Below are 14,675 nucleotides of genomic sequence, written 5' to 3'. Positions count from 1 at the left end.
ACTGTGCGCGGGAAGGCGCTTGCATATAAAAACATAGCTTTGATTGCACTCATGCGCTGCACATTGTATCAGCGAGAAAACAGATAAACGGAGGGGACATGACCCGCGCATTCGTATTTCCGGGCCAAGGGGCACAAACCATTGGAATGGGCAAGGCATTGGCAGACGCCTATCCGGCTGCCAAAGCTATCTTTGATGAGGTTGATGACGCGCTTGGTGAAAAACTAAGCAAGCTGATCTGGGAAGGGGAGCAAGATACGCTCACCCTGACACAAAATGCCCAACCTGCCTTGATGGCGACCTCTCTCGCTGCGATGCGTGCACTTGAGTCAGAAGGCGTGTCCATTACGGATGCTGCCTTTGTTGCGGGTCATTCATTAGGGGAATATTCGGCCTTGGCTGCCGCAGGTTCAATCTCTGTTGCTGATACAGCACGATTGCTGCGAACACGTGGTCAGGCAATGCAGCAGGCTGTTCCTGTCGGTGTTGGAGCAATGGCCGCTTTGCTGGGGCTTGATTTTGAAACCGCCACAGAAGTTGCTGCAGAAGCTGCACATGATCAGGTTTGCCAAGCGGCAAATGATAACGACCCCGGACAGGTCGTCGTTTCCGGCCATAAAGAGGCTGTTGAACGCGCGCTAGAAATTGCAAAGGGCAAAGGTGCTAAACGGGCTGTTCTTCTTCCGGTATCTGCGCCTTTCCATTGTGCGTTAATGCAACCTGCTGCAGAGGTTATGGCGCGCGCCTTGGCCGAAGTTGATATTCAGCGTCCTGCTGTGCCTGTCGTTGCAAACGTGCGCGCAACAGGGTTGTCCGACGCTGCGACCATTCGCAACCTGTTGGTTGAGCAGGTCACCGGATCAGTGCGCTGGCGTGAATCTGTTTCTTTCATGGCGTCCGAAGGCGTCGATGAAGTTTGGGAAATTGGCGCAGGAAAAGCATTGTCTGGCATGATCCGTCGTATTGACCGTTCAATTGCTTGCAAAGCCGTTGGTACACCTGAGGATGTCAAGGCAGCGGCGCACCCAGCGGGATAACCTCCAGGCACTCAACTAAAAACGAAAAACGGTAACACCGTTTAGGAGAAGAATATGTTTGATCTAACAGGTAAAAATGCACTGATTACCGGAGCGTCGGGCGGAATTGGTGGCGAGATCGCCAAAACTTTGCACGGCGCAGGTGCAACTGTTGTTTTGTCTGGCACACGTCTTGAACCCCTCGAAGCACTTGCGGCTGAACTTGGGGATCGTGCGCATGTTCTGACGTGCAATCTGTCAGACGCAGACTCGGTTGAGGCTTTGCCAAAAGCAGCGATCGAGGCAATGGGCTCTGTTGATATTTTGGTCAACAACGCAGGCATCACCCGCGACAATCTTTTCATGCGAATGAAAGACGATGAATGGGATAGCGTATTGAATGTTAATCTGACATCGACAATGCGTCTGTGTCGCGGTGTTCTTCGCGGTATGATGAAGGCGCGTTGGGGTCGTATCATTAACATTTCTTCGATTGTTGGTGCGACGGGTAACCCCGGGCAGGCAAATTATGCGGCGTCCAAGGCTGGCATGGTCGGTATGTCTAAATCTTTGGCCTATGAAATTGCGAACCGTGGCATTACCGTTAACGCAGTTGCACCTGGTTTCATTGCAACAGCGATGACAGACAAGCTGACTGATGACCAAAAAGAAAAGATAAACGTGCAAATTCCGGCAGCCCGTATGGGTAATCCGGAGGAAATCGCGGCGGCTGTACTCTATTTGGCTAGCCAAGAAGCAGGTTATGTGACCGGTGCGACCTTGCATGTAAACGGTGGCATGGCCATGTTGTAAGCGCGAGAAGGGATTCGTCCCGTCAAAGCGTTCGAAAGCGTTTGCCTTTATCCGACTCTGTGATATAGGCCACGCAGTTTTACTGGCGGCCCCTAATTGACTGACGGGCTATTCGGTTGCTCCGTTATGGGGCGCATTGGCCCGCCGGGCCATCTGGACATAAACGGGGCATTGTGCCCTGCACTAAGTAAGGAATGAACATGAGCGACATCGCAGACCGCGTTAAAAAGATCGTTGTTGAGCACCTGAGCGTGGAAGAATCTAAAGTTGCTGAAAACGCTTCTTTCATCGACGATTTGGGCGCAGACAGCCTTGATACTGTTGAATTGGTAATGGCTTTCGAAGAAGAATTCGGCATCGAAATCCCTGATGATGCTGCTGAAACCATTCAGACTTTTGGCGACGCGGTGAAGTTCATCACCGAAGCTTCCTAAGCTTTTTGCCATATTAAGTTGCGAACGGCGTCCCAATTTGGGACGCCGTTTTCGTTTTTATAATAGTCGCGCCTTTTATTGACAGTTTGTTAACCGATGCCATGATGAGATCATTACAATAAAGAAACGCCGATTGGTCCGGCCTATACGATGACCACGGCAAAAGACGCGCTTTGGCGCAGGGAGAACCCTATGATCTTATATCCAACAATCGAATTGCAGAATGGTCGTTGCGTTAGCCTTAATCGCGGACGTTTGGATGAACCGTCTGTTTGGCACGTTGATCCAGTCGAAACGGCGCGTGGCTTTGCTGCGGCAGGGGCGCAATGGATGCAGGTCACTGATTTCGACGCTATCGTTGGCGAAGAGACAAGCAGCGCAACTGTAGAAGATATTATTCGTGGTGCAGGTATTCCTGTTCAAGTTGCTGGCGGTATCCGCACACGCGAGCATGCCGAAGAATGGCTGAACAAAGGGGCAGGGCGTGTGGTCATCGGAACAATGGCCACTCGTGATCCGCAGACGGTCAAGAGCCTCGCAAAGTTCTACCCAGATCAAATTGTTCTTGCAGTGGATGTTTGGCAAGGACAGGTCATGAGTGAAGGTTGGAAAAGCAGCAGCGCTTTTGAACCTGAAGCCTTTATTCAGGAGTTTGATGGTGTACCGTTCGCAGGCATTCTCGTTACGGATATTGATGCTGATGTGGAAGACAACGATGCATCCCTAAGCCTTGTCACGACGTTGGCTGCAGCTTCTCGGACTCCTATTGTTGCCAGTGGTATCGTGCGTACAACAGACGACATTGCACGTTTGAAATATGTGAGCAACGTTGGCGGCGCATTGGTGAGCCGCTCATTGTTCCGTAAGACGATTGACCTTGCTGAAGCGCTAGAGGTTGCACAACCTTCCGCAGATAAAGTGGCCGAATTTATCTAATAGAGATTTTTGGCGAATTCAATTGGGCATCAACCATCCGTAGGTTTTATCGCGCGGATGGTTGGTGCCTTTTCTATTGAGATCGCGCATATAGCGGGTGTTTAGAGAATAAGGACGTAGAAACCAAAGGTCCTCTTATAACGTAGGCATTCTATTTCCTATGTTTTTGCGAAAAATGGCGAAAAACGCCGCCCAATCATACCGCAGTTGCTGGAACAGCTTGCCCCAATGCGGATTGGCAGGGTATCAGAGCTGCAAAGTTTCAATTGAAACATAGAAGGATTGAGGAATGCGTCGAGTCGTCGTGACAGGTTTAGGAATGGTAACACCGTTGGCAGATGGTGTTGAACCCACATGGGAACGCTTGATCGCGGGTGAATCTGGCGCTGGCCCGATTGAACGGTTTGATGCTGAACGTGTTGCGACCAAATATGCGTGTGAAATTCCGATGGGTGATGGAACGAACGGCACGTTCAACCCAGAAACATATATGGAACCAAAGGAACGCCGCAAAGTTGATGATTTCATCCTTTATGGTATGGCGGCGGCGCAACAAGCTGTTGAAGATGCAGGTTGGACACCCGAAAGCGAAGAAGACCGTCTACGCACAGGCGTAATGATTGGTTCCGGTATCGGTGGTCTGAGCTCGATCGCAGATACAGCGATTACGCTCAAAGAAAAGGGTCCGCGGCGCGTGTCTCCATTCTTTATTCCGGGGGCTTTGATTAACTTAATTTCGGGTCAGGTTTCCATTCGCTATGGCTTCAAAGGCCCGAACCATGCGGTTGTGACTGCCTGTTCAACTGGGGCACATGCAATTGGAGATGCTGCACGTCTGATCCAGTGGGGCGACGCTGATGTTATGCTTGCTGGTGGAGCGGAAAGCCCAATTTCCGAAATTGGAATTGCAGGATTTAATGCGTGCAAAGCGCTATCCACAAAACGTGCAGACGATCCCAAAGCAGCGAGCCGCCCGTACGATGGTGATCGTGATGGATTCGTCATGGGTGAGGGCGCTGGTGTTGTTGTTTTAGAAGAATATGAACATGCAAAAGCACGTGGCGCTAAGATTTATGCCGAAGTTTTAGGGTACGGATTATCCGGCGACGCCTATCATATCACGGCTCCTTCGTCCGATGGTGACGGTGGGTTCCGGTCTATGTCTGCAGCATTAGAACGTGCGGGCGTTAATGCAGCCGATATCGACTATATTAACGCACATGGTACATCTACGATGGCGGATACCATCGAACTTGGTGCTGTCGAACGTTTGATGGGGGATGGGGCTGGTAATGCTACGATGTCGTCCACCAAATCTGCAATTGGGCATCTTTTAGGGGCAGCCGGTGCGGTTGAGGCAATTTTTTGTGTCTTAGCGATCCGTGACCAAATTGCGCCACCTACACTGAACCTTGAAAACCCGGCTGTTGAAACATCTCTGGATCTTGCGCCACAACAGGCCGTGAAACGTAATGTGAACATTGCGCTGTCAAATTCTTTTGGGTTTGGCGGAACAAACGCGTCAATCGTTTTGGGTAAGGTAACGGACTGATGTGGCGTCATGTTGCCTCTAACGCGCTGACTCTGTTGGTTGTGTTTATATTTGTTCTGGGTGGCGTAATTGCCTGGGCCAAAGCGCAATACAGCGCGCCGGGGCCATTGGCCGAGGCTATCTGTTTGCGGGTCGAACCTGGTTCAAAAATGCGTCAAGTCGCCGGGCAATTGTCCGATGATGGCGCGATAACCAGCCCCGCAATTTTTAAAATTGCGGTTGAATATTCTGGGCAAATGCAAAACCTGAAGGCGGGTAGTTTTCTACTGAGCCAAGGGATTTCTATGGAAGAGATCACCAGTATCATAACGGGATCTGGTCGTTCTACGTGTGGGTCGGAAATCAATTTTCGAATTGGTGTAACACGCACAGCGCTGGTTGCGTCAGAGCTTGACCCGGCAACAAATCGCTATGTTGAACGCATGTCCTTTGATCCATTGGCGGAAGAAGCCCCCGAGGAATATTCAGTCCTGCGAGACGACAGTGATTTACGCTACCGCATTACTTTGGCGGAAGGTGTCACAAGCTGGCAAGTGGTCGAAGCTTTGCGCGCAGCTGAGTTTCTATCAGGCGAAATTGCGGAGCAACCTGCGGAAGGTAGCTTAGCGCCTGACAGTTATGAGGTGTCCGCTGGTTCTGATCGTGAAACGTTGATCGCGCAAATGGAAGAGGCTCAAGCCGCAATTCTATCGAATGCTTGGCAGAACCGCGAAGAGGGTTTGCCGTTGGAAAGCATGGAAGAAGCCCTCATTCTCGCATCTATCGTTGAGAAAGAAACCGGTGTGGCTGAGGAACGTCCTCAAGTGGCTTCTGTCTTTGTAAATCGCCTGAACCAAGGGATCCGCCTGCAGACGGATCCGACGGTAATTTACGGTATCACACGTGGACAGGGTGTTCTCGGGCGTGGTTTGCGCCAAAGCGAATTGCGCGGAGAAACCCCGTGGAACACCTATGTCATCAATGGCCTGCCACCGACCCCAATTGCCAATCCGGGTCGGGCTGCGATTGAGGCGACGCTTAATCCTGCTGAGACGGATTTTATCTTCTTTGTGGCTGATGGAACCGGGGGGCACGCATTTGCCCAAACTTTGGCAGAGCATAATCGAAATGTCGCCCGCTGGCGGCAGATCGAGGCAGAGCAAAACGAAAACTAATCAAAACGGCGCCTTCGGGTGCCGTTTTTTTCGACCTTTACGACGAAGGTATTGCGCGGATAGTCTGGTTACACCGAGTTTGCGGAGAAACCTTATGCGTTCGAATTTCATTAAAACCATTATTATTCTGTGTAGTGCAGTTGCAGTGGGTTCTGCGACTGCTGCGTCTGCTCAACAACGGATTTCACAACGCTTAGGGCAGGGATATGAGGTGTTTGCAGAACAACATGCATTTGCAGCAGATATATTCATCGACTTAAATGTTCAGTCTATTCAAGCGAACCGGGAGTTTTGCGGTTTTATCTACTATGACTTGGATGGTAATTTGCGCGCCAGCCCACCACAAAAAGGGACGACAGATAGTTGTACGCATGATTACCCGAATGATGCTTCGCGGATTTTTGCATCCTATCACACGCATGCGGCGTTCGATCCAAATTATCTGAATGAATACCCTTCTACCATCGATATGGAGGGGGATTTTGCATCTGACAATAACGGATATATCGCAACACCCGGTGGACGTTTGTGGTTTGTTGATTACCGCAAACGCATAGCGCGGCAGCTATGTGGGTACCATTGTTTACCTGCGGATCGTCGCTATCGCGAAGCCCCGAGTGATCGCCCAATGCAAAGCGTTACGCTGCCGCAGTTACGCGAAGTTTTTGGCCAATAATCAGCCTCTTGGAATATCAAAGCCATCTGGCGCCAAGGTGAAGCCTTCGAACTGAAATGCAGGGGAAACCGTGCATCCGACCAGCGTGTATTCCCCGGTCGTGCGGGCCGCTTGCCAATAATGTTGAGGTACGATGATTTGGGGGGACTGCCCTGCTAACAGGTCCGGGCAAAGCATGTGGTCCTCTGCCGGTCCGGCGTCTGTTGCTGAGATCGACAATATCAATGGCGCACCGGAATAGTAATGCCAGATTTCCGTGGCATCGACATTGTGCCAATGGCTCGCGTTACCATTCGTGAGTAAAAAGTAAATAGAAGTTCCGCTCGGCCGCTCACCGTCATCGCCGATCCAAGTCTGGCGGTAATATCCACCCTCTGGATGTGGCTGTAGATTAAGGTGGGCGATGATGTCTGCTGGGGTCATAGATGGCCTATACAAAAAAAGGCGGCCCGAAGGCCGCCGTTTTTAACTTACTTCAGGATGGATTGCCCTGCATATACTGCTGTATCACCAAGCATTTCTTCGATGCGGATCAGCTGGTTATATTTAGCGAGCCGATCAGAGCGGGCCAAAGAACCCGTTTTGATTTGTCCACAATTGGTTGCGACAGCGAGATCTGCGATGGTTGCGTCTTCGGTTTCGCCGGAACGGTGGCTCATTACGCAGGTCATGCGGTTACGGTGGGCCATATCAACAGCCTCAAGGGTTTCGGTCAAAGTGCCGATCTGGTTGACCTTGACGAGCAAAGAGTTCGCGCAACCTTTTTCGATCCCCATGGATAGGCGCGCAGGGTTGGTTACGAATAGATCATCACCCACCAACTGTACTTTGTCACCCAAAGCGTCTGTCAGGGCTTTCCAGCCGTCCCAATCGTCTTCATCACAGCCATCTTCGATAGAAATGATTGGATAGTCTTTGACGAGCGCTTCGAGGTAGGCGACGTTTTCTGCGGGTGTTAGGGATTTACCTTCGCCTTTGAGTTCGTATTTACCGTCCTTGAAGTATTCAGTCGCGGCGCAATCCAATGCTAGATAGATATCTTTACCGGGAACGTAGCCCGCTTTTTCGATTGATTTCAGAACGAAATCTAAAGCTTCGCGTGTTGATGCAATGTTGGGCGCAAAGCCACCTTCATCACCAATACCAGTTGATAGGCCCGCCGCGGTGAGTTCTTTTTTAAGGGTGTGGAACACTTCTGAACCCATGCGAACAGCGTCACGGATAGATTTTGCCGAAACCGGCATGATCATGAACTCTTGGATGTCGATCGGGTTGTCTGCATGTTCGCCACCATTAATGATGTTCATCATCGGAACGGGTAGGGTGCGTGCGGATGTGCCACCGATGTAGCGGAACAAAGGCTGCATTGTGAAATCTGCAGCAGCTTTGGCAACGGCCATAGACACGCCCAAAATTGCATTCGCACCCAGACGGGATTTATTGTCGGTGCCATCAAGCGCCAACATCGCTGCATCAATCGCAGTTTGTTCAGTGACGTCAAATCCAACGAGCGTATCTGCGATTTCGCCATTTACGCACTCAACAGCCTCAAGAACACCTTTGCCCATATAGCGAGACGCATCACCGTCCCGCTTTTCAACAGCTTCATACGCGCCAGTAGACGCACCAGAAGGAACAGCCGCGCGGCCCATTGTACCATCTTCTAGGATTACATCGACTTCGACTGTGGGGTTGCCACGGCTGTCTAGAATTTCGCGACCAATAATGTCGATGATAATGCTCATGGTAAGGGTGTCCCTCTTGAGTTTCATTGCGTTACCGGGCCTATATCACCGATAAATGTGAAACTTAAGCACCCTCAAGGAGGTTTAGCGCTCTCAGTTGGAAAATTATGCAGATTGAGTGGCCAAAGCGGCTTTGCTGAGGGCTCTTTCGCGCGCGAAGGCGTAAAGGCCAGTAGCCAAAATCAAAGCAGCGCCAATGAGAGTGAGTTGATCCGGTTGTTCGTGAAAAACAATAACGCCAATCAAAAGCGCATAAATCATCCGTATGTAACGAAACGGGGTGAGGGCGGATGCCTCACCCATGCGCATGGCACTTACGATCATTTGATAGCCAATGACGCCGCAACAAACCGCTGCGAGCAATATCAGGGTTGTGGTTTGATTTGGCATGACGGGAGTTTGGCCGAATGAAAGCAATACCAAACCGGCCGGGATGACAGAGATAAAGCCGAAAAATGAAATCACGCCAGAGGAAACACTTGAAGGGAGGCGACGAGTGGCCAAATCGCGGGCCGCAAGGGCTATTGCGCCTGCAACTGCAAATAGGGCTTCGGGTTGGAACGCCGCCATACCGGGTTTAACGATGAGCAACACACCAATTAATCCAACTGCAACTGCACTCCACCGACGCCAACCTACTGTTTCCCCTAAAAAGAGCGCAGCACCGCAGGTCACAAACAAGGGTGTTGCCTGTAGAATCGCAGTCGCTGTTGATATCGGAATAAGCGACAGCGAAGTAACATAAAACAATGCGGCGGAAAGTTCACTAAAGTTACGCAATAATACGATGGGTTTGAATACATCAGGCGCAAATAGACGTTCACCGGTCTTGAGCGCTACAATTGCAAAAACCGATGCGCCACCCATTCCCAATAGGATCAAAATTTGACCTGTAGGAAGATAGTCCGCAGCGAGTTTGATAAACATATCCTCGAGCGAAAACGCCAACATGGACACAACGACGAGAAAGATTCCGCGCAGGTTTTGCATAGATCACCAGTAGAAGGGGGGACGAATTACGACTCGTCTTTGGCCGACAGTGGCACGCCGTATAGTTCTAGTCGATGACCAATCAAACGATATCCTAGTTTTTCTGCGATGCGGTCCTGAAGCTTTTCGATTTCTTCATCGATAAATTCAATGACCTCGCCCGTGTTGATATCCAAGAGATGATCATGATGTTCACGTTCAGCGTCTTCGTAACGCGCGCGACCATCGCCAAATTCATATTTTTCAAGAATATCAGACTCTTCGAATAGTTTTACAGTACGATAAACCGTTGCGATTGATATCTTGGGGTCCCGTGCGGATGCCCGTGCATAAAGTTCTTCTACATCCGGATGATCATCCGCTTCTTGCAACACCGTTGCAATCACCCGGCGCTGTTCGGTCATTCGAAGCCCTTTTGCTTCGCAGCGTCTGATGATGGTGTCTGGCATGATCGCCCCTTTATTTGTTTTTGGCGTGTCTAGGCTACAGAATGGATTATTTAAAGCCGTACTGAAAACATTTTTATAAAGACGCTCTCATTTTTTGCGGTGTTGTGGGAAACGGAATTGGCGCTATTGCGTATTACGGTGGCGAACACGTTGGATCGTATCAGCTAAAAAGGCCAAGTGAGGTTGATGATCCTTAGGAGCCGTGAACTAAGTTTAACTTGCAATATCTTCGCTTGTATAGGAACGAAGGCGAGTGTTTATCGAAGAAAAAACCAACATATCAATGAAAGGAAAGCGAAGTGAAAACGCCTTTTTATTGCTTTCACCCGGATAACGCGCGTCGATCAGAACAGCATGCTAAGATATATGCTATTTACGAAATAATTTATACAATCGTGGATTTTTCGGCTGCTGCGTTGTTCTTGGTCGGAAGCTATTTGTTTTTTTACAAATCGACCACTGATCCTGCAATCTGGATGTTTATAGTTGGATCTGGGCTATTTGGCTTTAAGCCGACTTTACGCCTCATTCGCGAAGTTCATTTTTGGAGAATGGGAAACAAAGCAGAGTTGGCCAAGAGGGCTGAAGACGCATTTTAGGGTGAGTGTGTCAAAGCAAATTTGATAGCCGTATGCAGCCTAATGAATGTCGCGCGATGGAGTATTAAAAAGCCCCTACCGAATAGTAGGGGCTTATTCTGATTAGAACAGGAACAGGTCTTCTGTAAATTCGCTTGTTGCGAAGCTGGTCCCTGCGCCGCCAGTAGTTACGTCGCCAACACCAGTCGTCCCTCCCGTGGTTGAAGTAGTTGTCTCAAGAGCAAAGCTCTCCCAATCACTCCAGTTTACTCCATCGCTCACGCGAACCCAAAGCGTCTGAAATCCAGTGGTGCCATCCGCATTAAGTGAAAGTGTATTTGTTCCATTTAAATCAATGACGTAACCAGTTTCCGCATCTACTGCAGAACCGTTGAGGATGAAATTATCCTCACCTACATCATCCCAAACTTCAATCTGCGTGATAGTGTCGTTCTCTGGGTCTGTGATTTGTAGTTCAGATACGAAATTGGAGACTTGGTTTCCCATTTCGACTGTGATGTGTTGTGCGTTGACCGTTGGTGCTGCATTGACTGTTCCTGAAGATAGATCAAAGCTGTCCCATGTGCTCCAATCGGTTCCATCAGAGGCACGGATCCAGAGCGTTTGAGTGCCATCAGCTGCATCCCCAACAAGAGTGAGGTTTGCCAAATCAGCAGCGCTGAGAGTGTAACCCGATGATGCATCAACTGCTGTGCCGTTAAGTAGGAAGCTGTTACTGCCCTGATCATCCCAGATTTCATACTGGGTTGCCGCATCAGAATCTGCATCGGAGTAGGATAGAATGCTGCCAACCGCGACAGAACCGTTCAGTGCGATCGCTTGATCATCAATAGTTGCGATAGGAATTGCATTTACAACGCCGGAGGTAAGGCTAAAGGAAACCCAGTCGCTCCACGCATCTCCGTCGCTTGCGCGTATCCAAAGAGACTGCACACTATGAGTATGATCCCCTACGAGTGACAAATCCACCAACTGCGCACTCGAAATAACGTAACCTGAAGTTGCGTCTATGAGGGTTCCATTAAGGGCAAAACTGTTTTCGCCCTGATCGTCCCATATTTCATATTCCACGATATCGTCGGATTCCGCGTCAGAAACAGTAACTAGGACGGGTGCTGAGCTTAGCAAATTATCAACGCTCAAGCCTACGGTTACATCATCAATTGTCGTTACTACTGGTGCAGTGTTTGACGCACCTGTGGTAAAGCTAAAGTTGGCCCAACTGCTCCAATCTGTTCCATCTGAGGCACGAACCCAGAGGGTTTGAACGCCATTGGTGCTGTCACCTACGATCGTCAGGTTCGCTAGATCAGCGGCACTCAAAGTGTAGCCACTGGTTGCATTAACAGCGGTTCCGTTGAGGTGGAAGCTGTTGCCGCCCTGATCATCCCAGATTTCATATTGGGTTGCCGCGTCAGAGTTTGCATCTGCGTATTGCAAGAGAGCAGCAAGGCCAGTGCTCGCATTTGCTGCAACGGCCACATCATCCACCGCTAAGGTCGGTGCGGTATTGGTGTTAGCTGTCGTTTCGAGGGTGAGGCTTGCCCAACCGCTCCAGTCTGTTCCGTCACTTGCACGAACCCAGAGTGTTTGTGTGCCGTCTGAGGCGTCGCCCGTGACCTGTAAACGTGCAAACTCTGCCGCTGTCAGTTGCGCGCCAGTGGTTGCGTCAATGGTCTGACCATCAAGAACAAAGCTGTTCGACCCGTTATCGTCCCAAATCTCATACATGGTTGCTGCGTCAGAATCTGCATCAGCAAACGTCACAGCATCGGCAAAGGTTGCAGATTGGCTTGGCATAACGCGCAGATCTTCTGTGGTAACAGTCGGTGCGGTATTAGGTGTGAAGCTTGTTAGAACAAAGTTGTCTGTTGGTCCGTACACACCGTCATCATTGGCTGCACTGATCTCAAGTGTCTGAGTACCGGAAGTTGTATCACCTTGTAGCCACAATTCAGAGATTTGATCTGCGGTGATGATATAGCCTGAAGAGGCATCGATATAACCCACGCCACCAAGCCAAAGATTGTTCGCACCCGTTGCGTCAACCAAACGATAGGTTGCAACCGTGTCACCAGAATCCACGTCAGAAGTCGAAATTTCGGCACCGATATTGCTCCATGTGCCTGCAGCGAGAGTCACATCTTCAAGTGTCGCAACAGGGGGAGTGTTCGAGGGTGTCGTAACAGCTAGATCTACGGTCATGTCGTCAAAGTCAATGTCTGCAATATTGGTTAGTGTCAATGTGTCGCCACCGATTACAACTGTTGTTGTGCCGTTGATTGTCGTGATTGTCGCATCGGTTGAATTGGCGCGAATGCGCACGGTGTTATTACCGCCAGCACCATCAATTGTGTCATTTCCACCGTTACCTTCGAGCCGGTTGTCGCTGGCGTTTCCGGTAATGTGGTCTGCTTGAGCTGTGCCGCGAACCCGTTCGATGCCGATCAAAGTATCTGTGTCGCCAAAGCCATCGGTTGCAGTGCCTGTGGTTAAATTCACGGTGACTCCGGCGCTCCCGCCATAACGTTCATCTCTGTCGTAGCGGGCTTCATCAGAACCGCTAGAGCCGCCATCGATGGTGTCGTCGCCTGCTAGACCATAAAACCAGTTTTGTTGGTCATTGCCTGTAACGACGTCATCGTGCGCAGAACCTCTTATAACTGTGATATCAACTAGGGTATCAGTACCGCCGTCACCGTCTTGCACTGTTCCGGTTGTTAGATTGGCGTTGATCGCAGAAGAGGCATAGGCATAGCTTGCCTGCTGGTAATCTTCGGTCCCACCAACGATGGTATCGTCACCTGCGCCGCCTTGGAAATAATTGTAACCTTCGCCACCAACGAGACTGTCGTTTCCTGCGCCGCCTTCTAGATCGTCGTCGCCACCGCCACCAATGAGCGTGTCATCGCCGTCATCGCCGCGCAATCTGTTGTCATTGCCGTCGCCGGTGATCATGTCAGCGTGACGCGAACCACGAACGTCTTCGATGTTGATGAGCGTATCTGTGTCACCAAACCCGTCGGTTGCTGTACCGGTGGCCAGATTGACAGTAACGCCTGAGGTGCCGCCATAGCGATCATCACGATCATAGCGCACTTCGTCGTTGCCGCCTGCACCGTCCATGGTGTCGTCGCCTTCGATGCCTCTAAAGACATTGCGTGCGGAGTCACCTGTAATTGTGTCGTCAAAGTGAGACCCGCGAACAACCTCAATACCCGTCAAAGTATCTGTTCCACCGTCGCCATCTTGGGCGACACCCGTTGCTAGGTTTACGTTGATACCAGAGGATGCGCTGCGATAATTTACCTGATCAAACGTGCCTGCGCCGCCGTCGATAATATCGTCGCCGCCGTAGCCATTGAAATAGTTGTCGCCACTGGTTCCGATCAGAGTATCATCAAATTCAGTGCCGCCAACTTCGTTAATATCAATTAGTGTATCTGTTCCACCCAAACCATCGGTTGCAACGCCTGTGGTCAAATTGACATTCACGCCGGTTGCGCCACCGTAATACCCAACATAGTTGAAGTTATCAGGGTTGGAGTTGCCAACCATGGTGTCATCACCCGCGCCGCCAAAAAATTCATTATCACCTGTGCCGCCAACGAGGCTGTCATTGCCGTCATGACCATGCAAATTATCGTATCCAGCCCCACCCAGCAGTGTGTCATCGCCAAAGCCGCCATGAATGACATCATTTTCGGTAATGGTCGCCCCACTAAAGCTGCTAAAGGGTATATTAACACCTGGCGCAAATATACCCGTTGCTGGGCCAAAACCCGTTACAGATTGTTCAAATGCTTCAAAGTCCGCAGCAGAGTTAATTGCGGGGAGAGGGTCGCCGCCAAGTGGAATAAAATAATCAGTGTTCGTGGTTTGGTCATACAATACCATAACAATGTGAGATCCGGAGGATGTCGTCACCTGCATGATAATATCGTCTGAACCTTCAGCCGTGAAATTCACACCGTTAAAGCGGAGATTGTAAGGGTCACTTCCTTGTATATCTACGCTGGGAACACCTTCAGGGGTGGTATCCGTAATCGTGTAGTTGATGCTTGAATCGCCGTCGGCAAAGACAACAGCAAATTGGCCTGTTTCCAACGATGATACAGTATCAATTCCTGTAACTGGATCGAATGAATAATTTACGGCTAGGGCGCCCACCGTCATGGTTGTCATGAGAAATCCTTCTTACATGAATAAATTGTTAAAATGCGTCTGTTGTGACTATATTCAGCGTTTTGTAACTCTGTCAAAAAGAAATTGAACGCTCGTTTTATGCAGATTTTTATTCGCCTTAAAGTG

General features: G+C 50.1%; 13 protein-coding genes. 8 read left to right on the top strand and 5 right to left on the bottom strand.

Annotation, left to right across the window (positions count from 1 at the left end; genetic code table 11):
* Nucleotides 1-98 precede the first annotated feature (98 nt).
* From fabD to G9C99_RS02895, 7 genes are all read left to right on the top strand, one after another.
* The gene (gene fabD, locus G9C99_RS02925; protein ID WP_166415939.1) at nucleotides 99-1,037 is read left to right on the top strand and encodes an ACP S-malonyltransferase; all 939 of its coding nucleotides are present in this window, start codon (nucleotides 99-101) and stop codon (nucleotides 1,035-1,037) included.
* A 54-nt stretch (nucleotides 1,038-1,091) separates the two neighbouring features.
* A complete protein-coding gene (gene fabG / locus G9C99_RS02920; protein WP_166415938.1) occupies nucleotides 1,092-1,829 on the top strand; it encodes a 3-oxoacyl-[acyl-carrier-protein] reductase in 738 nt (245 codons plus the stop codon).
* Between the two features lie 200 nt (nucleotides 1,830-2,029).
* Nucleotides 2,030-2,263 carry an acyl carrier protein gene (locus G9C99_RS02915; RefSeq protein WP_166415937.1) on the top strand — a complete coding sequence of 78 codons (234 nt, stop codon included), beginning with the start codon at nucleotides 2,030-2,032 and terminating at the stop codon, nucleotides 2,261-2,263.
* Between the two features lie 192 nt (nucleotides 2,264-2,455).
* Nucleotides 2,456-3,199: a 1-(5-phosphoribosyl)-5-[(5-phosphoribosylamino)methylideneamino]imidazole-4-carboxamide isomerase gene (locus G9C99_RS02910; protein ID WP_166415936.1), complete on the top strand. Its 744-nt coding sequence runs from the start codon at nucleotides 2,456-2,458 to the stop codon at nucleotides 3,197-3,199.
* A 289-nt stretch (nucleotides 3,200-3,488) separates the two neighbouring features.
* Entirely contained in the window at nucleotides 3,489-4,751 is a 1,263-nt protein-coding gene (gene fabF, locus G9C99_RS02905; protein WP_166415935.1) for a beta-ketoacyl-ACP synthase II, read from the top strand.
* Nucleotides 4,751-5,905, top strand: coding sequence for an endolytic transglycosylase MltG (gene mltG, locus G9C99_RS02900; protein ID WP_166415934.1), 1,155 nt, complete (start codon nucleotides 4,751-4,753; stop codon nucleotides 5,903-5,905). Before fabF ends, mltG begins: the two co-directional genes overlap by 1 nt.
* A gap of 94 nt (nucleotides 5,906-5,999) precedes the next feature.
* Complete coding sequence (locus tag G9C99_RS02895; RefSeq protein WP_166415933.1) at nucleotides 6,000-6,581, top strand: DUF4329 domain-containing protein; 582 nt, start codon at nucleotides 6,000-6,002, stop codon at nucleotides 6,579-6,581.
* Here G9C99_RS02895 and G9C99_RS02890 read toward each other — a convergent pair whose 3' ends face one another.
* The 4 genes from G9C99_RS02890 to G9C99_RS02875 all read right to left on the bottom strand — a co-directional run bounded on the left by G9C99_RS02890 (nucleotide 6,582) and on the right by G9C99_RS02875 (nucleotide 9,765).
* The gene (locus G9C99_RS02890) at nucleotides 6,582-7,004 is read right to left on the bottom strand and encodes a cupin domain-containing protein (RefSeq protein ID WP_166415932.1); all 423 of its coding nucleotides are present in this window, start codon (nucleotides 7,002-7,004) and stop codon (nucleotides 6,582-6,584) included. It abuts the gene before it with no gap.
* A 47-nt stretch (nucleotides 7,005-7,051) separates the two neighbouring features.
* Entirely contained in the window at nucleotides 7,052-8,326 is a 1,275-nt protein-coding gene (eno, locus tag G9C99_RS02885; protein ID WP_166415931.1) for a phosphopyruvate hydratase, read from the bottom strand.
* 105 nt (nucleotides 8,327-8,431) lie between these two features.
* Complete coding sequence (locus G9C99_RS02880) at nucleotides 8,432-9,316, bottom strand: DMT family transporter (RefSeq protein ID WP_166415930.1); 885 nt, start codon at nucleotides 9,314-9,316, stop codon at nucleotides 8,432-8,434.
* A gap of 26 nt (nucleotides 9,317-9,342) precedes the next feature.
* A complete protein-coding gene (locus tag G9C99_RS02875; protein ID WP_166415929.1) occupies nucleotides 9,343-9,765 on the bottom strand; it encodes a Fur family transcriptional regulator in 423 nt (140 codons plus the stop codon).
* Nucleotides 9,766-10,064: 299 nt separating this feature from the next.
* Here G9C99_RS02875 and G9C99_RS18315 point away from each other — a divergent pair, with 299 nt between their 5' ends.
* The gene (locus G9C99_RS18315) at nucleotides 10,065-10,364 is read left to right on the top strand and encodes a YrhK family protein (protein ID WP_166415928.1); all 300 of its coding nucleotides are present in this window, start codon (nucleotides 10,065-10,067) and stop codon (nucleotides 10,362-10,364) included.
* 102 nt (nucleotides 10,365-10,466) lie between these two features.
* Here G9C99_RS18315 and G9C99_RS02865 read toward each other — a convergent pair whose 3' ends face one another.
* Nucleotides 10,467-14,549 (bottom strand): beta strand repeat-containing protein, encoded by a 4,083-nt coding sequence (locus tag G9C99_RS02865; protein WP_166415927.1) that lies wholly within the window; start codon nucleotides 14,547-14,549, stop codon nucleotides 10,467-10,469.
* Nucleotides 14,550-14,675 lie beyond the last annotated feature (126 nt).

The sequence above is a fragment of the Cochlodiniinecator piscidefendens genome (genome assembly GCF_011326755.1).
Taxonomy (GTDB): Bacteria; Pseudomonadota; Alphaproteobacteria; order Rhodobacterales; family Rhodobacteraceae; genus Cochlodiniinecator; species Cochlodiniinecator piscidefendens.
The sequence above is the reverse complement of the archived record's forward strand: the minus strand, read 5'-3'. Positions and strand labels throughout refer to the sequence as shown.

Coding starts and splice junctions, on each gene's coding strand:
- fabD (WP_166415939.1), top strand. CDS start 99: ATGACCCGCGCATTCGTATTTCCGGGCCAAGGGGCACAAACCATTGGA.
- fabG (WP_166415938.1), top strand. CDS start 1,092: ATGTTTGATCTAACAGGTAAAAATGCACTGATTACCGGAGCGTCGGGC.
- G9C99_RS02915 (WP_166415937.1), top strand. CDS start 2,030: ATGAGCGACATCGCAGACCGCGTTAAAAAGATCGTTGTTGAGCACCTG.
- G9C99_RS02910 (WP_166415936.1), top strand. CDS start 2,456: ATGATCTTATATCCAACAATCGAATTGCAGAATGGTCGTTGCGTTAGC.
- fabF (WP_166415935.1), top strand. CDS start 3,489: ATGCGTCGAGTCGTCGTGACAGGTTTAGGAATGGTAACACCGTTGGCA.
- mltG (WP_166415934.1), top strand. CDS start 4,751: ATGTGGCGTCATGTTGCCTCTAACGCGCTGACTCTGTTGGTTGTGTTT.
- G9C99_RS02895 (WP_166415933.1), top strand. CDS start 6,000: ATGCGTTCGAATTTCATTAAAACCATTATTATTCTGTGTAGTGCAGTT.
- G9C99_RS02890 (WP_166415932.1), bottom strand. CDS start 7,004: ATGACCCCAGCAGACATCATCGCCCACCTTAATCTACAGCCACATCCA.
- eno (WP_166415931.1), bottom strand. CDS start 8,326: ATGAGCATTATCATCGACATTATTGGTCGCGAAATTCTAGACAGCCGT.
- G9C99_RS02880 (WP_166415930.1), bottom strand. CDS start 9,316: ATGCAAAACCTGCGCGGAATCTTTCTCGTCGTTGTGTCCATGTTGGCG.
- G9C99_RS02875 (WP_166415929.1), bottom strand. CDS start 9,765: ATGCCAGACACCATCATCAGACGCTGCGAAGCAAAAGGGCTTCGAATG.
- G9C99_RS02865 (WP_166415927.1), bottom strand. CDS start 14,549: ATGACAACCATGACGGTGGGCGCCCTAGCCGTAAATTATTCATTCGAT.